The 23,986-nt window shown below is 72.1% G+C and carries 23 protein-coding genes, 1 tRNA gene and 1 riboswitch; of the genes, 16 read left to right on the plus strand and 8 right to left on the minus strand.

What is annotated here, in order from left to right:
• Nucleotides 1-6 precede the first annotated feature (6 nt).
• Complete coding sequence (locus BDZ31_RS14675; protein ID WP_183343094.1) at nt 7-1,059, minus strand: MBL fold metallo-hydrolase; 1,053 nt, start codon at nt 1,057-1,059, stop codon at nt 7-9.
• Between the two features lie 2 nt (nt 1,060-1,061).
• Entirely contained in the window at nt 1,062-2,432 is a 1,371-nt protein-coding gene (locus tag BDZ31_RS14680) for a phosphomannomutase/phosphoglucomutase (protein WP_183343095.1), read from the minus strand.
• Nucleotides 2,433-2,490: 58 nt separating this feature from the next.
• On the opposite strand from BDZ31_RS14680, the gene BDZ31_RS14685 reads away from it, so the two are divergent.
• Together BDZ31_RS14685 and BDZ31_RS14690 are read left to right on the plus strand one after the other, a co-directional pair.
• A complete protein-coding gene (locus BDZ31_RS14685; RefSeq protein ID WP_221243088.1) occupies nt 2,491-3,294 on the plus strand; it encodes a sugar phosphate nucleotidyltransferase in 804 nt (267 codons plus the stop codon).
• Nucleotide 3,295: 1 nt separating this feature from the next.
• Nucleotides 3,296-4,285 (plus strand): GDP-mannose 4,6-dehydratase, encoded by a 990-nt coding sequence (locus BDZ31_RS14690; RefSeq protein WP_183343096.1) that lies wholly within the window; start codon nt 3,296-3,298, stop codon nt 4,283-4,285.
• 21 nt (nt 4,286-4,306) lie between these two features.
• Here the strand turns inward: BDZ31_RS14690 and BDZ31_RS14695 are convergent, their stop codons facing one another.
• A complete protein-coding gene (locus BDZ31_RS14695) occupies nt 4,307-4,705 on the minus strand; it encodes a cupredoxin domain-containing protein (protein WP_183343097.1) in 399 nt (132 codons plus the stop codon).
• Between the two features lie 44 nt (nt 4,706-4,749).
• Between BDZ31_RS14695 and BDZ31_RS14700 the strand changes: the two genes are divergently transcribed.
• From BDZ31_RS14700 to BDZ31_RS14730, 7 genes are all read left to right on the plus strand, one after another.
• Nucleotides 4,750-5,499 (plus strand): YebC/PmpR family DNA-binding transcriptional regulator, encoded by a 750-nt coding sequence (locus tag BDZ31_RS14700; RefSeq protein WP_183343098.1) that lies wholly within the window; start codon nt 4,750-4,752, stop codon nt 5,497-5,499.
• A 148-nt stretch (nt 5,500-5,647) separates the two neighbouring features.
• A complete protein-coding gene (ruvC, locus tag BDZ31_RS14705; protein ID WP_183343099.1) occupies nt 5,648-6,145 on the plus strand; it encodes a crossover junction endodeoxyribonuclease RuvC in 498 nt (165 codons plus the stop codon).
• On the plus strand, nt 6,142-6,738 hold the full coding sequence (ruvA, locus tag BDZ31_RS14710; protein ID WP_183343100.1) for a Holliday junction branch migration protein RuvA: 597 nt from the start codon (nt 6,142-6,144) through the stop codon (nt 6,736-6,738). Before ruvC ends, ruvA begins: the two co-directional genes overlap by 4 nt.
• Nucleotides 6,735-7,751, plus strand: a complete 1,017-nt coding sequence (gene ruvB / locus BDZ31_RS14715) for a Holliday junction branch migration DNA helicase RuvB (protein ID WP_183343101.1) — start codon at nt 6,735-6,737, stop codon at nt 7,749-7,751. Before ruvA ends, ruvB begins: the two co-directional genes overlap by 4 nt.
• 140 nt (nt 7,752-7,891) lie before the next feature.
• Nucleotides 7,892-8,344, plus strand: a complete 453-nt coding sequence (locus BDZ31_RS14720; protein ID WP_183343102.1) for a PAS domain-containing protein — start codon at nt 7,892-7,894, stop codon at nt 8,342-8,344.
• Between the two features lie 12 nt (nt 8,345-8,356).
• Nucleotides 8,357-11,299: a protein translocase subunit SecD gene (gene secD / locus BDZ31_RS14725; RefSeq protein WP_183343103.1), complete on the plus strand. Its 2,943-nt coding sequence runs from the start codon at nt 8,357-8,359 to the stop codon at nt 11,297-11,299.
• 23 nt (nt 11,300-11,322) lie between these two features.
• Nucleotides 11,323-11,580 (plus strand): hypothetical protein, encoded by a 258-nt coding sequence (locus BDZ31_RS14730; RefSeq protein ID WP_246345247.1) that lies wholly within the window; start codon nt 11,323-11,325, stop codon nt 11,578-11,580.
• Nucleotides 11,581-11,721: 141 nt separating this feature from the next.
• Here the strand turns inward: BDZ31_RS14730 and BDZ31_RS14735 are convergent, their stop codons facing one another.
• Complete coding sequence (locus BDZ31_RS14735; protein ID WP_183343105.1) at nt 11,722-12,945, minus strand: GNAT family N-acetyltransferase; 1,224 nt, start codon at nt 12,943-12,945, stop codon at nt 11,722-11,724.
• Nucleotides 12,946-13,099: 154 nt separating this feature from the next.
• Here BDZ31_RS14735 and recJ point away from each other — a divergent pair, with 154 nt between their 5' ends.
• Together recJ and BDZ31_RS14745 are read left to right on the plus strand one after the other, a co-directional pair.
• Nucleotides 13,100-15,739 carry a single-stranded-DNA-specific exonuclease RecJ gene (recJ, locus tag BDZ31_RS14740; RefSeq protein ID WP_183343106.1) on the plus strand — a complete coding sequence of 880 codons (2,640 nt, stop codon included), beginning with the start codon at nt 13,100-13,102 and terminating at the stop codon, nt 15,737-15,739.
• Between the two features lie 71 nt (nt 15,740-15,810).
• A complete protein-coding gene (locus BDZ31_RS14745) occupies nt 15,811-18,084 on the plus strand; it encodes a RelA/SpoT family protein (protein WP_246345250.1) in 2,274 nt (757 codons plus the stop codon).
• A gap of 9 nt (nt 18,085-18,093) precedes the next feature.
• Here BDZ31_RS14745 and BDZ31_RS14750 read toward each other — a convergent pair whose 3' ends face one another.
• The gene (locus tag BDZ31_RS14750; protein WP_183343107.1) at nt 18,094-19,074 is read right to left on the minus strand and encodes a diacylglycerol kinase family protein; all 981 of its coding nucleotides are present in this window, start codon (nt 19,072-19,074) and stop codon (nt 18,094-18,096) included.
• Nucleotides 19,075-19,119: 45 nt separating this feature from the next.
• A complete protein-coding gene (corA, locus tag BDZ31_RS14755; protein ID WP_183343108.1) occupies nt 19,120-20,118 on the minus strand; it encodes a magnesium/cobalt transporter CorA in 999 nt (332 codons plus the stop codon).
• Between the two features lie 137 nt (nt 20,119-20,255).
• A riboswitch (SAM riboswitch) is annotated at nt 20,256-20,363 on the plus strand.
• Between the two features lie 51 nt (nt 20,364-20,414).
• On the opposite strand from corA, the gene thrC reads away from it, so the two are divergent.
• From thrC to BDZ31_RS14770, 3 genes are all read left to right on the plus strand, one after another.
• Entirely contained in the window at nt 20,415-21,656 is a 1,242-nt protein-coding gene (gene thrC / locus BDZ31_RS14760) for a threonine synthase (protein WP_183343109.1), read from the plus strand.
• Nucleotides 21,656-21,928: a ubiquitin-like small modifier protein 1 gene (locus tag BDZ31_RS14765; protein ID WP_183343110.1), complete on the plus strand. Its 273-nt coding sequence runs from the start codon at nt 21,656-21,658 to the stop codon at nt 21,926-21,928. The genes thrC and BDZ31_RS14765 overlap by 1 nt, the downstream gene beginning before the upstream one ends.
• A gap of 126 nt (nt 21,929-22,054) precedes the next feature.
• Nucleotides 22,055-22,468 (plus strand): hypothetical protein, encoded by a 414-nt coding sequence (locus tag BDZ31_RS14770; protein ID WP_183343111.1) that lies wholly within the window; start codon nt 22,055-22,057, stop codon nt 22,466-22,468.
• Here BDZ31_RS14770 and BDZ31_RS14775 read toward each other — a convergent pair.
• On the minus strand, nt 22,465-22,689 hold the full coding sequence (locus BDZ31_RS14775) for a hypothetical protein (RefSeq protein ID WP_183343112.1): 225 nt from the start codon (nt 22,687-22,689) through the stop codon (nt 22,465-22,467). The two genes, BDZ31_RS14770 and BDZ31_RS14775, sit on opposite strands and share 4 nt — an antisense overlap.
• Before the next feature lie 195 nt (nt 22,690-22,884).
• Between BDZ31_RS14775 and BDZ31_RS14780 the strand changes: the two genes are divergently transcribed.
• Together BDZ31_RS14780 and BDZ31_RS14785 are read left to right on the plus strand one after the other, a co-directional pair.
• Nucleotides 22,885-23,130: a helix-turn-helix domain-containing protein gene (locus BDZ31_RS14780; protein WP_183343113.1), complete on the plus strand. Its 246-nt coding sequence runs from the start codon at nt 22,885-22,887 to the stop codon at nt 23,128-23,130.
• 53 nt (nt 23,131-23,183) lie between these two features.
• A tRNA-Arg gene (locus tag BDZ31_RS14785) sits at nt 23,184-23,256 on the plus strand.
• A 56-nt stretch (nt 23,257-23,312) separates the two neighbouring features.
• Here BDZ31_RS14785 and BDZ31_RS14790 read toward each other — a convergent pair.
• Nucleotides 23,313-23,894: a CHRD domain-containing protein gene (locus tag BDZ31_RS14790; protein ID WP_183343114.1), complete on the minus strand. Its 582-nt coding sequence runs from the start codon at nt 23,892-23,894 to the stop codon at nt 23,313-23,315.
• Between the last annotated feature and the right edge of the window lie 92 nt (nt 23,895-23,986).

Below are 23,986 nucleotides of genomic sequence, written 5' to 3' on the forward strand. Positions count from 1 at the left end.
GAGAGGTTAGGGCGCGGTCAGCGCCTCGAAACGTGCGACCGAGCCGTCGTCGAGCTCGCGCACGCGCCCGTCGTCGCACAGCAGGTCGAGGTGGCCGAGCACCTCGGAGATCGTCAGGAACGCCTGCGTGACCGCGACGTTGCCCCACATCCGCTGCGCCAGCTCGTAGGCGGTCAGCGGCCGTTCCTGCAGCAGGCGGTGGATCTTGGCGGCGCGCCGGTCGGTCATCCCGGCCCGCTCGCCGATCAGCGCGGCGTGGTCGCCGACCGGGTCGCCGTGACCGGAGAGGACGAGCCGCGCCGGCAGCGCCGCTGTCCGCGCCAGCGACGCCTGGTAGGTGCGCAGCGCCTGCGGGCGGTTGGCCGCCGCCTCCTCCGGAGTCGGGACCGGCTCGCCCGGCGCCGTCAGCGGCCGCGCGATCAGCGGGTTGGAGGAGATGTGCTTGATCAGGTGGTCGCCGCCGATCAGCAGCTCGCGCTCGGCATCCCAGAAGACCGTGTCGGAAGGGCTGTGGCCCGGCCGGTGGAGGACCTCGAGCGTGCGGTCGCGCAGCTGCAGCCGCGCCCCGTCGGCGAGCGGGCGCGTGACGGTCGAGCCGCTGCCCCAGCCGCGGAAGGCCGTCGAGACCGCGCGCAGCGCCTCCGCGACGTCCGGCGGGATCCCGTGGCGCCGCATCAGCGCGACGGCGAACTCGTCGTCGAGCTCGGCGGCCGCCGGGTAGTCGCCGAGGTAGCCGACGAGGCCGTCGAACGCCGCGACCTCGGCGCCCGAGCGCCTCGCGAGCACGTCGACGAGTCCGATGTGGTCGATGTGCTGATGGGTGATGACGATCAGCTCGATCTCCTCGACGCGACGGCCGTGCTCGGCCAGCGCCCGCTCGAGCTCGTCGAGCGCCTTGCCGGAGTTGGGACCGCAGTCGACGAGCGTCAGCGGGTCGTCGTCGATCAGGTAGAGGTTGACCTTCCCGACGAGGAACGGCGTCGAGATCGGCAGCACGTGGATGCCGGCGCGCGCCGCCTCGGCGCGCGCCTCGTCCGCTGCCAGCTCCGCGGCGCCCATCGTCAGCCGCGGATCAGCGCGAGGACCTCGTCGCGGCGCGACGCCATGTCGGCCTCCGAGACGAGCGACTCGAGGTTGAGGCGCAGCAGCGGCTCGGTGTTCGACGCGCGCACGTTGAAATGCCAGTCGTCGTAGTCGACCGAGAGGCCGTCGAGGTGCTGGATGCGGCCGTCGGAGTACCGCTGCTCGAGCGCTTTCATCGTCGCCTCGCCGTCGGCGACCTCGCTGTTGATCTCGCCGGAGATGAAGTATCTGTCGCGGAACGGCTCGAGCAGCTCGCTCAGTCTTCTGCCCCTCTGGGAGATCAGCTCGAGCACGAGCAGCGCCGGCAGCGTGCCAGAGTCGGCGCAGTAGAACTCCTGGAAGTAGTAGTGGCCGGAGACCTCGCCGCCGAATATCGCCGCCGTCTCGCGCATGCGCGTCTTGAAGAAGGCGTGGCCGACGCGGTTCATCAGCGCCGTGCCGTGCCGGGCCCGCACGAGGTCTCTGACCGCGCGGCTGGCGCGCACGTCGTAGAGGATCGTCGCGCCCGGGTGCTTGTCGAGCAGCGACTCGGCCAGCAGCGCGGTGAGGAAGTCCCCGTCGACGAAGCGGCCGGTGTCGTCGATGAAGAAGCAGCGGTCGGCGTCGCCGTCCCACGCGATCCCGAGGTCGGCTCTCTCCTCGACGACCTTGCGCATGATGAACTCGCGGTTCTCGGGCAGCAGCGGGTTCGGCTCGTGGTCGGGGAAGTTGCCGTCCGGTCTCCAGTAGGCGGTGACGAGGTCGAGCCCGAGCTGCTCCAGCAGCGGCCCGACCATCGGGCCGGCCATCCCGTTGCCGCCGTCGACGACGACCTTCAGCGGCTTGACCTCCGCCGGGTCGATGAACGACATCGCGGCCTGCTGGAAGTCGTCGTAGACGTTGACCGACTCGCAGCGGCCGCCGCCGAGCGAGTCGGGGATCCCGGTCTCGACGAGCCGGCGGATGTCCTGGATCCCGCTGTCGCCCGAGAGCGCGAGCGCGCCCTTGCGCACCAGCTTGGCGCCGGTGTACGCCTTCGGGTTGTGGGAGGCGGTGCACATCAGGCCGCCGTCGAGGTCGCGGGAGCCGACGAGCCAGTAGAGCATCTCGGTGCCGACCTGGCCGGCGTTGAGGACCGTCACGCCCTCGCTGACGAGGCCGTCGCGATAGCGCGCCGCGAGCTCCGGCGCGCTGAGCCGCATGTCGCGTCCGAGCGCGACCGTCAGCGCTGTGACCTTCTTGCCGCTGAGGTCGGCGAGGACGTGGGCGAACGCCCGTCCGATGAGCTCGGCGACGTCGCCGTCGATGTCCTGCTCGTAGAGCCCGCGGATGTCGTACGCCTTGAAGATGTTGGGGGAGACTTCGCGCATGATCGACGCCATCGTATTGGGCGCGGGGGGAGCGTCGCTCTGCCATCATGCCCGGCCCATGGAGCCGGGCGACCTGAGCGTGGTGATCCTCTGCGGTGGCCGCGGGACCCGTCTGCAGGAGCGGACGCAGTCGATTCCCAAGCCGCTCGTGGAGATCGGCGGGCGGCCGATCGTCTGGCACGTGATCGAGCTCTACCGGGCCGCGGGATTCCGCAGATTCACGCTGTGCACCGGTTACAAGGGCGAGCTGATCGAACAGTTCGCCGCGGCCGAGCCGTGGCCCGACGGCGTCGTCGTCGACTGCCTCGACACCGGCCTCGACACGCCGACCGGCGGACGCATCCTGCGGGCCCTGGAGAGCGGCTGCGCGCCTAGACGGATGTTCTGCGCCACCTACGCCGACGGCGTCGCCGACGTCGACCTGCGGGCGCTGATCGCGGCCCACGCGGCGCACGACGGCCTCGCGACGATGACGGTCGTGCGGCCGCAGCTGCAGTTCGGGGTCGCCGAGATCGCCGACGACGGGCGCGTCACCGGCTTCCGCGAGAAGCCGCGCTCCGAGCACTGGGTCAACGGCGGCTTCTTCTGCTTCGAGCCCGGCGTCGCCGCGGTGCTCGACGACGACAGCGTGCTCGAGCGCGAGCCGCTGGAGCGCCTCGCCGAAGCCGGCGAGCTGTGCGCGTTCCGTCACGAGGGCTTCTGGGACTGCATGGACACGTACAAGGACGCGGTGCTGCTGAACGACCTGTGGGCCCAGGGCCGCGCCCCGTGGCTGCGCGCACCCCGCCCGGCGGTCCGACTCCCGGACGAGGACGCGCCGGGCGGCCCGCCCCCGCTGGCCGCCTCGGCGGGAGCCGGCTGACGTGCCGCGGTCGGTCTTCGTCACGGGCGGCTACGGGCTGCTCGGCTCGTGGCTGGTGCGCGCGCTCGTCGAGCGCGGCGACCGCGTCGTCGTGCTGCAGCGCGACCGCACCCCGCGCAGCGCGCTGCTGCTCGGCGCGCTGGAGCGGCGGATCGACGTCGTCCACGGCGATCTCGCCGACCCCGGCCTCGTCGCCCGCGCGCTCGGCGAGTACGAGGTCGACACCGTCTTCCACCTCGCGGCGCAGACGATCGTCGGCACCGCCAACCGCTCGCCGCTGGCGACCTTCGAGACGAACGTGCGCGGCACCTGGCTGCTGCTGGAAGCGTGCCGCCTCCACGGCGCCCAGCGGGTCGTCGTGGCGGCCTCCGACAAGGCCTACGGAGCGAGCGCGACGCTGCCCTACCGCGAGGACCACCCGCTCGAGCCGCGCTTCCCCTACGACGTGAGCAAGGCGGCGACCGACCTGATCGCGCGCTCCTACTGGCACACCTACCGGCTCCCCGTCGCGGTCACGCGCTTCGCCAACCTCTACGGCGGCGGCGACCTCAACCGCTCGCGGCTGATCCCCGAGGCGGTCGCGGCGGCGCTGGCCGGGCGGGCGCCGGTGATCCGCTCCGACGGGACGCCGGAGCGCGACTTCCTCTACGTCGGCGACGCCGTCGACGCCTACCTGCGGCTCGCCGACGCGCTCGACGCCGACGCCGGCGCGGCGGCGGGGGAGGAGCGCGCCCGCGGCGAGGCGTTCAACGCCGGCGGCGGCGAGCCCCGTGCCGTCCTCGACGTCGTCGCGCGGATCTGCCGCATCGCCGGCACCGACGTCGCGCCGGACGTGCGCGGCAGCGGCACGCCCGACGGCGAGATCGACCGCCAGTGGGTCGATCCCTCCAAGCTGCGCGAGCTGACCGGCTGGCGGCCGGCCGTCGACCTCGACGAAGGGCTGGAGCGGACGGTCGCGTGGTACCGCGACCATCCCGAGACGTGGTCGTGACGGCGCCGCCGCGCGCCGCCGCTATCCGGTCACGTCGAGCGTGCCCTCCATGCCCGGGTGGATCGTGCAGACGTAGGAGATCCGCCCCGGCTCGGTCGGCGTCCACGAGTACGACTCGCCCTTCGGGTACAGCTCGGACTTGAACTCGTCGCCCGAGGTCGACGCGACGTCGTGGAGGACGTCGTCCTCGTTGACCCAGGTGATTCTCTGGCCGACTCTGACCGAGACGGTCTGCGGCGAGTAGGCGATCCCCTTCATCGCGATCTCGATGCCGCCGTCGGCCGTCGTCTTGGGACCGCTCGACGCCGCCCGGCCGGCGTTCGAGCCGCCGGTCGAGGTGCCGGAGCCGTCGCCGCCGCAGCCCGCGAGCGCGAGCGCGCCGGTGGCGAGGAGCAGGGAGAGGAGGGAGGAGCGCTTCATCAGTGCAGACCACTTTCGTCGGACGGCCACATACAATCACGTACATGGCCGGACATTCGAAGTGGGCGGGAATCAAGCACAAGAAGGCGATCGTCGACGCGAGACGCGGCGCGGCCTTCACGAAGCTCGCGCGCGCGATCACCGTCGCCGCGCGCGAGGGCGGCGGCGACCCGGACCTGAACGCCTCGCTCGCGAACGCGGTGCAGAAGGCGAAGGACGCCTCGATGCCGAAGGACAACATCGAGCGCGCGATCGCGAAGGGGACCGGCGAGGGCGGCGACGCCGACGCGATCGAGTCGATCCTCTACGAGGGCTACGGCCCCGGCGGCGTCGCGCTGCTGATCGAGGCGCTGAGCGACAACCGCAACCGCACCGGCGCCGACGTCCGCCACCTGCTCTCCAAGCACGGCGGCAGCCTCGGCGAGCCCGGCTCGGTCGCCTACCTGTTCGACAGACAGGGCGTGGTCGTCGTCGACGCCGAGCGCTACGGCGAGGACGACCTGATGGTCGCGATCGACGCCGGCGCCTCCGACATCGCCCAGGACGACGACGTCTTCGAGATCCTGACCGAGCCGTCCGACCTCTCGGCCGTGCGCAGAGCGCTCGAGGAGGCGGGGATCGAGATCCAGAACGCCGAGGTGACGCAGCGCCCCAAGACGCGCGTGCCGCTCGACGAGGCCGGCGCGACGAAGCTGATGAAGCTGATCGACGCGCTCGACGAGAACGACGACGTCAACGAGGTCCACGCCAACTTCGACGTCGACGGCGACGTGCTCGAGCGCATCGCAGGCTGACGAACTCGGATCCGGCGCAGTCATCGTCGTGCCTGGCGCGGACGCAGTGAGCGTGGTGTGCGTCCAGCACATGAGCGAGCGAGGACAAAGGCAGGCGCGGCGAGGACAAGCCGGAAGGCGTCCGCGGCCTGCCGCAGAATACGAACACATGATCGTCCTCGGCATCGACCCCGGCACGGCGAACACCGGCTTCGGCGTCGTCGCGAGACGGCGCGGGCGCGTCGTCGCGCTCGACGGCGGCGTGATCGAGACGCCGGCGGGACAGGCGCTGGAGCGGCGGCTCGCGACGATCCACGGCCGCCTCCGCGAGCTGATCGCCGAGCACCGTCCCGACGCGCTCGCGATCGAGGACCTCTACTTCGGCGCCAACGCGAGGTCGGCGATGGCCGTCGGCCAGGCGCGCGGCGTCGTGCTGCTGGCCGCCGGTCAGCAGCAGATCCCGTGCAGCTCCTACACGCCCCAGCAGATCAAGAGCGCCGTCTGCGGCAGCGGTCGCGCCGACAAGCTCCAGGTCCAGCAGATGGTCCAGCGGCTGCTGTCGCTGACCGAGCTGCCGCGGCCCGACCACGCGGCCGACGCCCTCGCCGTCGCGATCTGCCATGCCAACCGCGCGCCGCTCGCGGCCGCGATGGGGGCGACCGCGTGATCGCGCTCGTGCGCGGCGAGGTCGCGGGGCGCCGGCCCTCGCCGCCGGCGGGAGGCGACGTCGTCGTCGACGTCAACGGCGTCGGCTACCGGCTGGCGGTCTCGAGCGAGACGCTCAGGCAGGTCCCGGCCGCCGGCAGGCAGGTGACGCTCCACAGCCACCTGATCGTCCGCGACGACGCGCTCCAGCTGTACGGCTTCGCGACCGAGGAGGAGCGCGACCTCTTCCTGATGCTGCTCGGCGTCCAGTCGGTCGGCCCGAAGGTCGCGCTCGCGGTCCTCTCGGGCGGCTCGACGCGCGAGCTGCTGGCGGCGCTCGCGGCCGGCGACTCGAAGCGCTTCCAGGCGGTGCCGGGGATCGGCAGACGGACGGCCGAGCGGATCATCGTCGAGCTGCACGAGAAGGCCGGCGTGTCCCTGCCTGAGGAGGCCGGCGTCACCGTCGCCGCCGACGACGACCCGCGGGTCGTCGCGCGCGACGGCCTCGTCGGCCTCGGCTTCTCGCTCGACGAGGCGGAGGCGCTGCTGAAGAGAGCGCCCGGCGAGACCGCCGAGGAGCTGATCGCCCACGCCCTGCGGACCTCCCGTCGATGAGCGTGGCGCGGATCCAGACGCCCGGAGAGCTGCCCGAGGACGACCAGGACCGCTCGCTGCGGCCGCGGCGGCTGGCGGACTTCGTCGGCCAGGAGTCGGTCCGCGACCAGCTGTCGGTCTCGATCGAGGCCGCGAAGGCGCGCGGCGACGCGCTCGACCACGTGCTGCTCGCCGGGCCGCCCGGGCTCGGCAAGACCTCGCTGGCGCAGATCGTCGCCGAGGAGCTCGGCGTCCCCTTCATACAGACGGCCGGGCCGGCGCTCGAGCGCAAGGGCGACGTCGCCGCGTTCCTGACGGCGCTGGAGCCGCGCGCGGTCTTCTTCGTCGACGAGATCCACCGCCTCCCGCGCGCGCTGGAGGAGACCTTCTACCCGGCGATGGAGGACGGCCAGCTGCCGATCACCGTCGGCCAGGGCGCCGGCGCGCGGGTCGTGACGCTCGACCTGCCGCCGTTCACGCTCGTCGGCGCGACGACCCGCGCCGGCCTGCTGACGACGCCGCTGCGCGACCGCTTCGGCATCCAGCACCGGCTCGAGCACTACGACGCCGACGACCTCGGCAGGATCGTCACCCGCTCGGCCGACCTGCTGGGGATCGAGATCGACCCGCTCGGCGCGATCGCGATCGCGGCCCGCAGCCGCGGCACGCCGCGCGTCGCCAACCGCCTGCTCAAGCGCGTGCGCGACTACGCCGAGGTCCGCGGCGACGGCGTCGTGACCGAGCAGGTCGCCGCACATGCGCTCGACCTCCTGCAGGTCGACCACGAGGGCCTCGACCGGCTCGACCGCGAGCTGCTGCGCGCGATCTGCGAGATGTTCTCCGGCGGACCGGTCGGGCTGTCGACGCTCGCCGTCGCAGTCGGCGAGGAGCAGGACACGATCGAGGACGTCTACGAGCCGTATCTGCTCCAGCGGGGCCTGATCGAGCGCACGCCGCGCGGCCGCGTCGCGACCGTCCGCGCCTGGCGCCACCTCGGCATCGACCCTCCGTCGGAAGGCGTCAAGCTGTTCTGAGGGAGTCGGTCCCAGGCCAGCGCGGCGACGCGATCACAGGGGGCGCGCCGAACTTCGGATTCGTGAGGGTCCGGCTTTAGGTTTCCTTGATCGGTTCCCAACCCGCGCTTCAGTCCGACCCACGTATCCTAAGCCTCGAGATGGCCCACCTCTTCATCTGCCCGAACTGCGGCACCCGCACGTCGGAGACGGACCGGACCGCCGGCTTCAGCCGCGTCCCCAAGGGATGCGCGAAGTGCGGCTTCGGCTTCCTGTTCGAGCTGCTCGACGACTACTACCCGGCGCCCAACGCCGCCTTCTTCGTCTGCGACAGAGAGGGGCGGGTGATCGGCTGCGGCCGCGGCTCCTTCGAGCTGACCGGCCTCGACGACGAGAGGGTCATCGGCCGCTCGGTCCGCGAGGTGCTCGGGCTCGACTTCGGCGACGGCGGGGAGGATCCCGTCGGCACCGTGCTCGAATGGGGCGTGCGCGCTCTAGGGAGACCGGTGACCGTCCACGCCGAGGGCGACCTGCCGGCGCACGCCGTCGCGGACCTCTTTCCCGCATACGACGACGACGGCGGTTTGCTGCTCGTGCTCACTCCGTCCAAGTAGCATCACCGACCAATGAACGAACGTCGCCGCACCGGCTTCATCCTGCTCCTCGTCGTCGGACTGCTCGCCGCATCCGGCATCGTCATCGCGACGAAGGACACGAAACTCGGCCTCGACCTCGAGGGCGGGGTCGAGCTGGTCTACCAGGGCCAGCCCACGCCGCAGGTCCCGACGGTCGACGCCGCGTCGATCGACCGCGCAGTCGACATCATCCGCGAGCGCGTCGACCAGCTCGGCGTCGCCGAGCCGGAGATCCAGCGCGCCGGCAGCGACCAGATCTCGGTCGGCCTCCCGAGCGTCCAGGACATCGAGCGCGCGAAGAACCAGGTCGGCACGCCGGCCCAGCTGTTCTTCTACGACTGGGAGGAGAACGTCCTCACGCCGGACGGTAGATTCGTGGCGCCGCTGCTCAACGCGCAGGACTCGACGGCCGTCGCGATCTCCCAGCAGGGCGGCAGCAGCGCTCAGGGCCAGACGCTCTACGACGCCGTCCAGCTCGCCGCGAGACAGAGACCGAGCGAGGACCTGAGAAACGCTTCGCGCTCCGGCACGGCGTACTACCTCTTCGACAGAGACGACAGATACCTCGCCGGCCCGGAGAAGTCCGAGAGAGACGTCCTCTCCGCGATCGAGAGAAGAGAGCTGCCCGAGGGCAGCCAGCTGCTCGAGGTGCCGCAGGGATGGGTCGTGCTGCAGGCGACGTCGACCAACGCCGGCCAGACGGTCGAGCCCGACGACCCGATCGCGCGCTTCTACGTGCTGAGAGACAACGTCGCGCTGTCGGGCAACGACATCAAGGATCCGACCCAGGGCTTCAACGACCTCCAGCAGCCGGACGTCGAGTTCAGATTCACCAACAGAGGCAAGGACGCCTTCCAGAGAGTCACCCGCGAGATCTCGCAGCGCGGCCAGAGCCTCGCCCTGCCGGGCATGAGCTCGCAGGCGGTCGCCCAGCACTTCGCGGTCGCGCTCGACGGCAAGCTGATCTCGGTCGCCTCGATCGACCCGCAGCGCCTGCCCGACGGCATCGACGGCGAGAACGGCGCGATCATCGAGGGCGGCTTCACGATCCAGAGCGCGCAGGACCTCGCGAACCTGCTGAAGCTCGGCGCGCTCCCGATCGGCCTCGACCTGATCTCGCAGTCGCAGGTCTCCGCGACGCTCGGCAAGCAGGCGCTCGACGAGGGCATGGTCGCCGGCCTCGTCGGCCTCGCCCTCGTGGCGCTCTTCCTCATAACCTTCTATCGGATCCTCGGCGTGATCGCGACGGTCGCGCTCCTGATCTACGGCGCCTACTTCTTCGCGCTGGTCAAGCTCGTCCCGATCACGATGACCCTCCCGGGCATCGCCGGAACGATCCTCACGATCGGCGTCGCGGCAGACGCCAACATCGTCATCTTCGAACGCGTGAAGGAGGAGGTGCGCGCCGGGCGCTCGATCCCGGTCGCGATCTCCGCCGGCTACCGCAAGGGCCTGACGGCGATCATCGACGCCAACGTCGTCACCGTGATGGTCGCGTTCATCCTCTTCATGCTCGCGACCGCGGGCGTCAAGGGCTTCGCCTTCACGCTCGGCGTCGGCACGCTCGTCTCGCTCTTCACCGCGGTCCTCGCGACCCAGGCGATACTCGTCACGATGGGCCGCACGAGACTGCTCGGGCGGCCGTCGGCGCTCGGCGCCAGCGGCGAGGGCCACAGATGGAAGGCCGACTTCATGGGCCTCTCCAAGTGGTTCTTCTCGATCTCCGGCGTGATCCTCCTGATCTGCGCGCTGGCGATCGGCTCCAAGGGGCTCAACTTCGGCATCGACTTCACCTCCGGCACGCGCATCACGACCAACCTCGTGAGACCGGCCAGCGAGGAGCAGGTGCGCTCGTCGCTGGAGGCGTTCGGCGCGACCGACGCGAAGATCCAGAGAGTCTCCAACGCCGACCTCGGGCCGAACGTCATACAGATCTCGACCGAGCAGCTGGAGCCCAGACAGGTCGCGCAGCTGAGAGCGACGCTCGAGAGAGACTTCGGCGGCGTCTCGAACTTCTCCAGCTCGTCGGTCGGACCGACCTTCGGGAAGACCGTCGCCAACAGCGCGATCGTCGCGATCATCGCCTCGCTGCTCGTGATCTCCGCGTATCTCTCGCTCCGCTTCCAGTGGAGATTCGCGGTGCCGGTGCTGATCGCGGTCGCGCACGACATCTTGATCGTGTCGGGCATCTACGCGCTGACGGGCCGGGAGGTGACGGCGTCGACGGTCGCGGCGCTCCTCACCGTGTTGGGCTACTCGCTCTACGACACGATCATCGTGTTCGACCGCATCCGAGAGAACATGCCGCGGATGCCGCGGGCCGCCTTCTCGCAGGTCGTCAACCGCTCGATGTCTGAGGTGCTGACGCGCTCGCTGGCGACCTCGTTCTCGACCGGCCTGCCGATCCTCGCGCTGCTGCTGTTCGGCGGCGAGACGCTCCAGGACTTCGCCTTCGCGCTGTTCGTCGGCGTCCTCTCCGGCGCGTACTCGTCGGTCTTCATCGCCGGTCCGGTGCTGTGGCACTGGAAGGAGCGCGAGCCGGTCTACGCCGCGCGGCGGTGGCGCATCGCCGAGGAGAACGGCGGCGTCGTGCCGGCGTACGCGCTCACGAGCGCCGACGTCGAGCCCGAGAGAAGGGTCCGCAGACGCGGTCGCCTGACGGCGCCCGACGACCCGGAGCGGCGCGTCTCCGCCGACGAGTTCGAGGAGATGAAGCGCGACCTCGACGTCGACGACAGCCCGGCGGCGATCACCCGCCCGCCGCGGAGGTCGCGCGGCGCGACCGCGGCGCCCGCTCCGCCGGAGCGCAAGCCGAAGCCGAGACCGAAGCTCGACGCAGACGGGCGTGCGCCCGACGAACCTGAGAACGAAGGCGTGCTGAAGGAGCCGAAGAGACCGAGCACGCGACGTCGCCGCCACGGGAGGCCGCGCTGATGGGCATGCTGTGCTGGGTCATGATGGGACTTGCCGTCTGGCACTTCACCGTCTTCATCCCCGACCACTTCTGGGGCGGCATCGTCGGCGCCTTCCTGGCCGCGATGTTCGGCGCGATCGTCTTCGGCCTCGTCGTCAACGGCTTCTCGATCCCGGGCAATGACGACGTGTCGATCATGACCGCCGCCGAGGGCATCCCGGGCGGTGCGCTCGGTCTCGCCGCCTGCTACTTCGAGGGCCTGCGGCGCGAGAGAAAGGCCGGCGTCAGCTACGGCCTCTGAGCGGCGCCGGACGCGCGCACACGCTGCATCGACGGCCCGCCATCCGGCGGGCCGTCGTCGTTTCGGGAGCGCGTCGCGGCGGCGGGCCGCGCCCGGCCGCACGCGTCGTCGCGACGGCCGCCGCCGGAGCGGGCGCGACCGCTAGAAGATCTCGGGGATCCAGGGCGCGCGAGGGGTCCGCAGCGCGAGGTCGAGCCGCGCGAGCGCGCCCGGCTCCAGCTCGCGCACGCGGCCGGCGTCGGCGAGGCGGGCAAGCGGGGTGCCGCCGAGGTAGGCGGCGCCGAGCGCGGCGACGTCGAGCGCGAGCTGCGGCGCGCGGTCGCTCCGCGTGCAGCGGGCGTCGCCGCCGGGCGACGCCTCCAGCCGCCAGGTGCCGTCGTTGGCCGGGAGGCGGGCGTCGGCGACGGCGATCGTCATGTCGAGCCCGGTCGCGTACGCGCGCGCCGCGAGCGCCGCGGGCAGGTCGAGCAGGCGCAGCCAGAGGCCGTCCTCGACGACGGTCGTGCGCGCCTGGCGGAAGTCGGCGAGGCGGTAGGGGAGCGGATCGTCGACCGGCCGCAGCTCGGCTCTGACCCGCTCGACGAGGTCGACGCCGCAGAAGAACCCCCACAGCGCCGCCTCTACCACGGGGTCGGGCGCGATCAGCTCGTCGACTTCCAGCACGGTCGATCCCTCCGGGCCGCGGGCGCGGTAGAGCGCGTAGCCGCGGACGGCGCCGCCGTCGTCGCGCGCGACGACGAGCCGCTTCGGGCGGCGCCGGTCGCGCTCGTGCTCGGGATCGTCGAGCACCCGTCGGCGCCACCACGCCTCGGCGCGCGCCGGGACGCCGGCGCGGCGGGCCCGCAGCGCCTCCCAGACGGGCGCGAGCAGCGGCGCGGCGCCCTCCAGCGGCAGCAGTGCGAGCTCCACCGCCGGCGCGTCGGCCCGCACCGGCGGCGGACTGCCGCCGTCGAGCTCGATCGTCGCGGTGCGGGCCGCGACGCCGTAGCCGAAGCGGCCGTAGATCCCGCCCTCGGCGGCCCACAGCGCGGCGATCGGCTCGCCGGCGGCGAGCGCCTGCTCGAACAGCCGCGCCATCATCCGCGTGAGGATGCCGCGGCGGCGGTGGGTGGGGAGGACGGTGACGACCGTCACGCCGGCGCACGGCAGCTCCCCGCCGGGGATCGAGAGCCGCTGCGGATAGGCGCCCGAGGTGCCGACGAGCCGCTCGCCGTCGAAGGCGGCCGCCGTCCGCTCCGGCGGGATCAGCGACCGCCCGCGCTCGCGTGAGGCGGGCGGCGTCGCCTCGTGGAAGGCGACGTCGATGCACTCGTCCCAGGCGCCCGCGTCGGCGTCGGTCAGGCTGCGGATCGCGAGCTCGGGCACGAGCGCGAGGCTATCGGCCTCCCCGGCCGCGTACAGTGCGGCTGTCCCGCCTGTCGGAGGCGCCGTCGGTCGGCCGCCGCCGACGAGGAGACGCCGCGCCGCCCGCGCGCTGCGCCCTCGCCGTTCCGTCTGGTCGATCGATAACCCTGAACCCGTGTCCGCGACGCTGCCGCCTCCCGTCTCACCGCCCGCGCCGAGCGCGACGGTCACGGGAGCGCCGCCGGCGGCGCCGCCGGCGCGACGGATCGAGCTGGCCCCGTGCGACCCGCTCGCGGTCGAGACGCTGCGCGAGGCGCTCGGCTGCAGCCGAGCGCTGGCCCAGGTGCTCGTCCGCCGCGGCCACGCCGACCCGGCGGCGGCGCGCGCCTTCCTCGCCGCCGACGAACGGCACGATCCCAGCGCCTTCGCCGGCATCGACGTCGCCGTCGAGGCGATCCTCGGCCACGTCCGCTCCGGCAGCCGCATCACCGTCCACGGCGACTACGACGTCGACGGCGTCTGCGCGACCGCGATCCTGCTGCGGGCGCTGCGCGCGCTCGGCGCCGACGCCGACTGGTTCCTGCCGAGCCGCATCGACGACGGCTACGGCCTCTCGGAGGCGACCGTCGGACGGCTCGCCGAGCGCGGGACGCGGCTGCTGATCACGGTCGACTGCGCGATCACGGCCGTCGAGGAGGTGGCGCAGGCGCGCGCCGCCGGCATCGACGTGATCGTCACCGACCACCACCAGCCGCGCGCCGACGGGCGGCTGCCCGACGCGCCGATCGTCCATCCGGCGATCTGCGGCTATCCCTGCCCCGACCTCTGCGCGGGCGCGGTCGCGCACAAGCTCGCGCAGGCGCTCCACCGCGCGACCGACGGCCTCGCCGCGGACGGCTGGTCGCCCGACGACGACCTCGACCTCGTCGCGCTCGCGACGATCGCCGACCTCGTGCCGCTGCGCGGCGAGAACCGCCGCCTGGCGCGGGAGGGGCTGCGGGCGCTGGCGAGCACCGGCAAGCCCGGGCTGCGGGCGTTGATGCGGGTGGCGAGACTCGATCCGAGCGGGCTCGACGCCGGCGCGGTCGGATTCCGCCTGGCGCCCCGCATCAACGCCGCCGGCCGCCTCTACCGCGCCGACGCCGGCGTCGAGCTGCTGCTGACGCAGGACGAGGCGCGCGCCCGCACGATCGCCGACGAGCTCGACCACGCCAACGCCGAGCGGCGCCTGACCGAGCAGCGGATCCTGTGGGAGGCCGAGCAGCAGGTGCGAGAGCTGGGGGAGCGGCCGGCGTACGTGCTCGCCGGCGAGGGCTGGCATCCCGGCGTGATCGGGATCGTCGCCTCCAGAGTCGTCGAGCGGACCAACCGCCCCGCCCTGCTGATCGCGCTCGACCGGGACGGCGGACCGGCCACCGGCTCGGGCCGCTCGATACCGCGCTTCGACCTGCTCGGCGCGCTCCACGCCGCCGCGCCGCTGCTCGACCGCTACGGCGGCCATCGCGCCGCCGCCGGCGTGACGGTCTCGCCGGAGCGGGTCGACGCCCTGCGCGAGGCGTTCGAGGCGCATGCCGCCGCGGTCCTGACCGCGGAGGACCTCGTCCCGGTCGAGCGCGTCGACGCCGTCGTCGGCGGCCGCGCGCTCGGGCTCGACCTCGCCGACGAGCTGGCGCGGCTGGAGCCGTGCGGGATCGGCAATCCGCGGCCGAACCTGCTCGTCCCCGCGGCGCAGCTGGTCGACGTGCGGCCGATGGGGCAGGAGGGGCGCCACGCCCGCTTCACCGTCGAGAGCGGCGGCGTCCGCTGCCGCGCCGTCTCCTTCGGCTGCGACGGCCGCCTCCCGGTCGACGAGGACTGCCCGGCCGACGTCGTCTTCCGGCTGGAGCGCAACGAGTGGAACGGCGCCGTCGAGCCGCGCCTGCTGCTGCGCCACGCGGCGCCGAGCGCGCCGGCGGCGATCGAGCTGCTCGGCGGCGACCCGGCCGAGCCGGCCGCGTGGCTGGCGGCCGTGTTCGCGGAGGTCGACCGCCTGCGCGCCTCCGGCGGCGCGCCCGTGCCGGCGGCGGTGCCGGTCGGCGGGATGACGGCGGTCGGCGGCGGCCTCGGCGCCCCGCACGGCGGGCCGCTCGCCGCGGGGCCGGGTGGCCCGGCGGCGCCGCCGCGCCGGCTGCTCGACCGCCGCGGCGAGGGCGGCGCGGCGATCCTCAGCGACCTGGTGCTCGGCGGCGCGTCGGTGCTGGCGCTCGTCGCCGACGTGCCGCGCCGCGTCGACGGCCTGGCGGCGCGCGTCGGCGGCTTCGCGCTCTGCTCGTGGGCGGCGCTGGAGCGCGATCCGGCGCTCGCCGACCGCTTCGACCACCTCGTCGCGCTCGATCCGCCGGCGCTGCCGGCGCAGGAGGAGCGGCTGCGCGCCGGGGCTCCGGCACGGGGTCAGACCTACGCCCATCTGGCGTGGGGCGACGCTGAGCTACGATTTGCTGTGCAGATCCATGAGTCGGAGTACGGCATCCGTGCTTCGCTCGTGCCGCTCTACCGGGTCCTGCGGGATCGCGGCGGCGCGGCCGGCGAGGAGCTCGGGCGTCTGCTCCGCGGGGACGGACACGGACGGTCGGCGGCGCTCGCCGCTCGTCTGGTCGGCGTCCTCGAGGAGCTCGGGCTCGTCAGCCTCGACCGGGAGCTGCAGGCCCTGAGGGTCCTGGACGCCGAGCGCACCGCGCTCGAGCGCTCCGCGATCCACCGGGCCGCGACGGAGCGATACGAGGACGGCCAGCGATTCCTGCTCGAGACGACACCAACGGACGCACGCACCGGCTGACGCGGGCCAAGGGCGCCGCCAACGGCGACGGCGCGGTCGCCCATGCCGAGGACGCGGTCGGCGGCGGCCGCATGCCGGTCGACGGCGTCGACCACCCGCTCGTCGCCAGCCCGGTCGAGCGCGCCGAGCTGTCGCCGAGCGAGCGCGAGCTGCTCGGCGACCTGTTCGCGATCGTCGAGGAGCACGCCGCCGGCAGCCCGCAGCCGATCGACCGCGACAAGGTCGAGCGCGCCTTCGTCTACGCCTGCGAGCACCACGCCGACCAGCGCCGCAAGTCGGGCGAGCAGTTCATCAACCACCCGGTCGGTGTCGCGAAGATCTGCGCCGGCATGCGCCTCGACACCGAGACGCTCTGCGCAGCGCTGCTGCACGACACCGTCGAGGACACCTCCGCCTCGCTGGAGGACGTCGGCGAGAAGTTCGGCGAGGAGATCGCCGGGCTGGTCGACGGCGTCACGAAGCTGACCGGCCTGACCTTCTCCTCACGCGACGAGGCGCAGGCCGAGAACTACCGCAAGATGATGGTCGCGATGGCCTCCGACATCCGGGTCATCCTGATCAAGCTCGCCGATCGCCTGCACAACATGCGCACGATCGAGGCGATGTCGAAGCAGAAGCAGATCGAGAAGGCGAAGGAGACGCTCGACATCTACGCCCCGATCGCGCACCGCCTCGGCATCCACGCGATCAAGTGGGAGCTGGAGGACCTCGCGTTCGCGACGCTGCATCCGCGCAAGTACGCGGAGATCAAGGGGCTCGTCAACCAGCAGCGGGCCGAGCGGGAGCGCTACGTCAACGAGGCCGGCGCCTACCTGGCGCGCGAGCTCGACGCGCTCGGGATCGAGGCGGAGATCTCCGGCCGCGCGAAGCACTTTTACTCGATCTACTCGAAGATGACGAGAAAGGGCCGCGAGTTCAACGAGATCTACGACCTCACGGCGATGCGCGTGATCGTCGACTCGGTGAAGGACTGCTACGGGGCCGTCGGCGTCATCCACTCGCTCTGGAAGCCGCTTCCGGGCCGCTTCAAGGACTTCGTCGCGATGCCGAAGTTCAACATGTACCAGTCGCTGCACACGACGGTGATCGGGCCCGAGGGCCGCCCGCTGGAGATCCAGATCCGCACGCGCGAGATGCACGACATGGCCGAGTTCGGCATCGCCGCGCACTGGATCTACAAGCAGGACCCGACCGCCAACGACGGCGACGGCAAGCTGAGGTGGCTGCGCCGCCTGCTCGACTGGCAGCAGGAGATGTCGGACCCCAAGGAGTTCATGGACACCTTGAAGGTCGACCTCTTCGAGGACGAGGTCTTCGTCTTCACCCCGAAGGGCGAGGTGAAGTCGCTGGCCGCCGGCGCGACGCCGCTGGACTTCGCCTACGAGGTCCACACCGACGTCGGCCACCGCTGCGTCGGCGCGAAGGTCAACGGCAAGATCGTCCCGCTCTCGTACACGCTGAAGTCGGGCGACATCGTCGAGGTGCTCACCTCCAAGCGCGAGCGCGGCCCGTCGCGCGACTGGCTGGCGCTGGTGAAGACGACCCGCGCCCGCAACAAGATCAAGCAGTGGTTCAAGAGCGAATCGCGCAAGGACACCGAGCACGCCGGCCGCGAGCTGCTGCAGGAGCACCTGAAGAAGCAGGGGCTGCCGGCGCAGCGCGTCGTCGGCTCGCCGCTGCTGGCCGACATCATCCGCGAGATGGGCTTCCGCAAGGGCGACGAGTTCTACATCGCGCTCGGCGCGGCGAAGGTCTCGCCCAGAACGGTCGTCAACAAGGTGATGCAGCGGCTGAAGCAGGGCGAGGCCGCCGACGGCACGCCGACCGCCGCCGACGACCTGCTGAAGACCAGCCCGCAGCGCGAGCGCCGGCCGACGACCTCCTCGTCGAAGTTCGGCATCTCGGTCGACGGCGTCGGCGACGTGATGCTGCGGCTGGCGAAGTGCTGCCGCCCGGTCCCCGGCGACCCGATCGTCGGCTACGTCTCGCTCGGCCGCGGGATCACGATCCATCGCGAGGACTGTCCCAACGTCGGCGTCCTGCGCAAGGATCCCGACCGCTTCACGCCCGTCTCCTGGGACGGGGAGGCGGCGACGTCGTTCAAGGTGGAGATCCACATCGACGGCTGGGATCGGCACCGCCTCCTGGAAGACCTCGCGCGCACGTTCAGCGAGGCGGGCATCAACATCGTCGATGCGCGCTGCTCGTCGAACCCGCCGATGATCCGCAATCGGTTCGTCGTCGAGGTCGCCGACACCAAGACGCTCGACTCGACGATCACCCGGCTGCGGAACATCGAGGCGGTCTTCGACGCCTACCGCGTCACGCCCGGCGCGGGCGCCTGAGCGCCCGCGCTACGCGACGACGCGCAGCGCGCCGGCGTCGATGCGGAACTCGGCGGCGGGGACCGTGCCGAGGTAGTCGCCGTCGACCTGGAGCGGCAGGCCCCGCGCGTCGAGCGAGCGGATCGTGAACGCCTCGGCGCCGGAGAAGGCGGCGACGCGGCGGTGCTTGACGATCCGGGCTCTGTGCGACAGCGCCCGCCAGGTGACGGTCGGCATGTCGACCAGGCTCGCCCGTCTCAGCACGACGCCGGCGAGCGTGCCGTCGTCGAGCGCGACATCCTCCGCGAGGTCGATCGGACGGCGCGAGAAGTAGGTGTAGGGCGTCGTGTTCTGGACGATCGCGGTGACGCCCTCGACGCGCTCGCCGCCGACCTCGGCGACCAGCCGCGGGGGCTTCACGAGGTAGTTGCGGTTGAAGGCCGAGACGGCCGCCACCGAGTAGAACCACGGGCCGAATCTCGCCTTCAGGCGCGGCTTGGCGTCGACCCGCTCGGTGACGCTCGCGTCGAGGCCGATCCCGGCGGTGAAGAGGAAGCGGCGGTCGTCGACGACGCCGAGGTCGATCGCGCGCGGGCTCCATTCGTCGGCGAGCCGCAGCAGGTGCTCGGTCGCGTCGACGACGTCGTTCGGTATCCCAAGGATCCGCGCGAAGACGTTGGTCGAGCCGCCCGGCAGGCAGGTCAGCGGAGTCTCGGAGCCGGCGAGGCCGTTGGCGGCCTCGTTGACCGTGCCGTCGCCGCCGAAGGCACAGACGACGTCGTAGCCCTCCTGCGCGGCCTCGCGGCACAGCTCGGTGGCGTGGTTGCGCGCCTGCGTCTCGACGGAATCGACCTGGTAGCGACCCTGCAGCGCGTAGACGACCAGGTGCTTGAGTCGCTCCGAGACCGTCGTCGCGTACGGGTTGACGATCACGAGCATGCGCTTGCTCGGCTTCGTCGACCCGAACGTCTCCGCGAGGCGCTCGAGCGAGTCGAAGGAAGTGGCGGCCACGACCTTCTTACTCCGCCGCGGCGCAGCCGTTACGCACCGGGCGCGTCACAGCCAGCGGCGCTTGCGGAAGAAGGCCAGCATCCCGACGCCGACGAGCACGAGCAGCGTCACGACGACCCAGAACGGCTCGATTCTGCCCTCGCCCGGGACCTTCACGTTCATGCCGAAGATCGACGCGATCAGCGTCAGCGGCAGGAAGACGACGCTCAGGACCGTCAGCACGCGCAGGATGTCGTTCAGCTGGTGGGAGAGGACCGACTCGTTCGTCGCCTCGAGCGCCTCGACCGTCTCCTTGTAGGTCTCCAGCATCTGCCAGACGCGCTCGGAGGCGTCGTTGATGTCGTCGAAGTAGACGTCGAGGTCGTCGGCGAGGTAGCGCTGCTTGGTCCGCTCGAGGTCGCCGAAGACGGCGCGCTGCGGCCGCACGACCTTGCGGAAGTTGATGATCTCCTGCTTCACGTTGGAGATGTCGCGCACGACCTCGGCCGAGTTGCCGGCGAAGATCTCGTCCTCGATCCGCTCCAGCTTGTTGCCCATCTTCGCGAGCATCGGGAAGCTCGCGTCGACGCAGGCGTCGATGATCTTGTAGAGCAGGTAGCCGGTCCCCTTCGAGAACCAGCTCTCGCGCAGCTCGTCGTTGGCGCGGCAGCGCTCGAACAGCCACTCGACCGGCTGCAGCGGCTGGTTGGGGAGCGTGACGAGGAAGTCGGGCCCGACGAACAGGTCGAGCTCGGCGGCGTTGAGGCGGCCGACCTGCTTGTCGAAGCGCGGGAAGTAGAGGACGATGAAGAGGTAGTCGTCGTACTCGTCGATCTTCGGCCGCTGGTTGCGCGAGTAGACGTCCTCGTAGGCGAGCGCGTGGAAGTCGAAGCGCTCCTCCAGCCAGCCGCGATGGCTGTGCTGGGGCTGCTCGATGTTGATCCAGCGGACGCCCCTGCCGTCGAGGATCTGGGGCGCGCTGCTCTCAGGCTCGACCTGAGGGGCCGCGACCGGTCCGCGGCCGCGGGGTACGCGAACGAAACGAGGCTTGGGCAAGCTCGGCATGGGAACTTCGCGGCTCGTCGCTCACGTCGGTCGTCTCGTACGGCACGGCAGGGATTCTACTCGGGCGGCGGCGTTTTCCGGAATGTCGCGTTGCGACTCCGTCACACGACTGCGTATACTCGGCGGCCACATAGCAGTACGCATCCAGAGGGGTGGAGGGAATTGGCCCGACGAAACCCCGGCAACCCCCCGCAAGGGGAAGGTGCCAAGTCCAACAGGCAAGCAACAAGCCTGGGAGATGTGGTTCGGCGGTTTCTCCAACCTCTGCCCACGGACCCCGGCGGAGGTTTTTTCATATGCCGCCAGAGTCATTGACGTGCAAGGAATGCAAGACGGTCTACCCGCTCGAGGCGAAGTACGTCTGCGAGCGCTGCTTCGGACCGCTCGAGGTCGCCTACGCGCCCCCGGCCGAGATTGACGCCGACGCGCTGCGCCGCCGGATCCAGGCCGGCCCGCACTCGCTGTGGCGCTACCGCGACTTCCTGCCGCTCGCGAACGGCGCCCCAAGGGGCCTGCTCCCGGCCGGCTGGACGCCGCTGCTGAAGGCCGACCGGCTCGCCGAGCGGCTCGGCCTCGGCGAGGTCTGGATCAAGAACGACGCCGCGAACCCGACGCACTCGTTCAAGGACCGCGTCGTCGCCGTCGCGCTCGCGCGGGCGAAGGAGCTCGGCTACGAGGTCGTCGCGTGCGCCTCGACCGGCAACCTCGCCAACGCCGTCGCCGCCCACGCCGCGGCGGCCGGCCTCGACTCCTACGTCTTCATCCCCTCCGATCTCGAGGAGCAGAAGATCCTCGCGACCGGCGTCTACGGCACGCACCTCGTCGCGGTGAGAGGCAACTACGACGACGTCAACCGCCTCTGCACCGAGGTCGCCGGCGAGCACGACTGGGCCTTCGTCAACATCAACATGCGGCCCTACTACGCCGAGGGCTCCAAGACGATCGCGTACGAGATCGCCGAGCAGCTCGGCTGGGCGGTGCCCGACCGGATCGTCGGCCCGATCGCCTCCGGCTCGCTCTTCACGAAGATCGCGAAGGGCTTCGAGGAGTGGATCGAGCTCGGTCTGGTCAAGGGCGCGGTGCCGACGATGAACGGCGCGCAGGCTGCCGGCTGCTCGCCGGTCGCGACCGCCTTCGCCGAGGGGACCGACATCTGCCGCCCGGTCAAGCCGGACACGATCGCCAAGTCGCTGGCGATCGGCAACCCGGCCGACGGCCCGTACGCCGTCGAGCTGGCGCGCAAGACCGGCGGCGCGATCGACGCCGTCAGCGACGACGAGGTCCGCCAGGGGATCAAGCTGCTCGCCGAGACGACCGGCATCTTCACCGAGACGGCCGGCGGCGTCACGACCGCCGTGCTGAAGAAGCTGGCCGAGCGCGGCGACATCGACCCGAACGAGAGAGTCGTCGCGATCATCACCGGCGAGGGCCTGAAGACGCTCGACGTCGTGCGCGGGACCTTCGAGGCGTACGAGATCGACGCCAGATACGAGTCGTTCGAGGAGAAGGTCGATCTGCCGGCGGAGGTCGCAGCCTGATGGCCGTCACGGTCAAGATCCCGACCCAGCTGCGCGCCGCGACCGGCGGCGCCGCGACCGCCTCGGTCGAGGGCGGGACGGTCGGCGAGGTGCTCGACGCGCTGTACGTCCAGTTCGGCGAGCTGCGCGACCGGATCGCCGACGACGGGGGCCTGCGCCGCTTCGTCAACGTCTACATCGGCGGCGAGGACATCCGCTTCCTCAACGGCCTCGAGACGACCGTCTCCGACGGCGACGAGGTGACGATCCTGCCGGCGGTCGCCGGCGGCTGAGCGCTCGGCCGCGAGCTGAGGAGCGGTGCGACGACGGCGGCCTGCGGGCCGCCGTCGGCGCGTCGCCGGTCGTCTGCCCGTCCAGGTCGCTGGGCCGTCCCGCGCGTTCGGCATAGGATCGGCCGGATGTCGCGCTCGACCGAGAAGCAGTGGATGGGCCGGAGGATCGTCGCCGGCGCCGTCGCCGCCGCGCTCGCCGCCGCATGCGGCTGGGCGGCGACCGTCGCCGTCGCCCCGGCGGCCAGACGCGCCGCGCAGGCGCCGTCGATGACGGTCAGACCGAGAGCGGCTCGTCAGGGCGGGACCGTCGTGCTGCACGGCAGCGGCTTCGCGCCGCGGGCCCGCGTCGTCCTGCTCGCCGGCCCGCCCGGCGGCGCCCGGACGCGGATCGGCAGAGCCGACACCGACCGCGCCGGCGAGTTCGTCGCGCCGATCACGATCCTCAGAGCGGTGCGCCCGGGACGCTACGTCGCCTACGCCTGCCGGCACAGATGCCGCGTGATGGCGTCGGCGCCGTTCCGGGTGCGCGCGAGCCGTTAGCGGTCGCCGTCGTCGGCGAGCGCATGGGTGCGGGCGCTCGCCGCGGCCGCCGCGCGGGCGGCGGTGCGGGCCTCGCGCGCCGCCTCGCGCAGCGCGATCCGCTCCTCGCGCGCGTGGGCGATCAGCTGCTCGGCGGCCTCGCCGAGGGCGAGGTTGGCGCTGCTGAGCCGCTCGAGCTGCTCGGCGAGCTGCGCGAGCGGGTCGTCGGCGGGGGCGGCCATCGCCAACCAGTCTTGCAGGCCGCGCGGCGGCGATCCAGCCTTCCGCGCCGACGCGATCGGGACGCCCCGCCGCCGGCTCGGAACCCGCCGGAATGGGGGAGTCCCCCAGCCTCCGGCGCGGGATCCCCTCTATAGCGTGAACGTTCCCCGCCATAGGTGGTGGATTGCAGCGGAGATCCGGTGGAGGGTTCAGGTGTGCCCGCTCCGCTGCCCAACGACGTCCGTGCGCTCGCGACGGCGGTGCGCGAGCTGCGTGCTCGCAAGGCGCTCAAGCAGGAGGAGGTCGGAGCGGCCGCCGGGCTGAGCCGAAACTACATGACGTCGCTCGAGTCGGGCCGCATGAACCCGTCGTTCACCGCGCTCGTGCACGTCAGCCGGGCGCTCGACGTCCCGCTCTCCGAGCTGGTGAGCATGTACGAGGAGCGCCTGAGCGACGCGTGAGCGGCGGCCGGCGCGCGGCGCCGCCCACCGGCACGGTAAGCTGACGTGCTCACGCGCCCGTAGCTCAGTGGATAGAGCGCTTGCCTCCGGAGCAAGAGGTCGCAGGTTCGAATCCTGCCGGGCGCGCTGATCGAGAGCCCCGCCGCCGGCGGGGCTCTCGTCGTTCCGCGGCCCTCCGCCGCTCAGCGACGGGCGTGAGCGCGGCGGCCGATCGCCGCGATCTGCCCGCGCGCCTCGCCGTCCGGGAAGGTGTCGCTGTGGACGTTCGCGTAGGTGACGCCCGCGCGCATCGCGGCGACCAGCTCGCCGAGGTCGCCGGGGCCGATGCCCTGTCTGGCGGGCCCGACGACGCTCGCGGCGGTCGCCACGCCGCTGATCGTCGCGGGCGGCGGCGGACATCTCTGCACGCCGGCGGGCGCGCCCGGCAGGTTCGTGCAGAGGAAGACGCTCACGCCGCCGTTGACCGCGACCTGGCCGAAGTGGATGTGCGCCTGCTGCACCGCTCCCTCCAGCTCCCGGTAGGAGAGCCGCCAGGCGAGCCTCCCGGCGCGTGCGTCGAGCGTCGCGCGGAACCTGCCGCTCGCCTCGGTCGAGACCGCCGGGACCTCCTCGTAGCCGGTCAGCGACGCCCTGAAGGTCGTCGCCCCCGGACCGCCCTGGCCTCTGCGGCCGTCGTCCTGGCCGGTGGCGATCGCCGCCCCTCCCGCGGCGAGGATGGCGGTCGCGGCCATGGCGGCCCCGAGCTTGGTGGTGATCCGGGGCATCGATCCACCTCCGATCGATCGTGGGCGAGTGGATCCGCCGAGGCTCCGCCGCGTCGCGGAGGCTGTCAAGCGCCGCTCGCCCGCGCGGACCG

The sequence above is a fragment of the Conexibacter arvalis genome, from assembly GCF_014199525.1.
GTDB classification, from domain to species: domain Bacteria; phylum Actinomycetota; class Thermoleophilia; order Solirubrobacterales; family Solirubrobacteraceae; genus Conexibacter; species Conexibacter arvalis.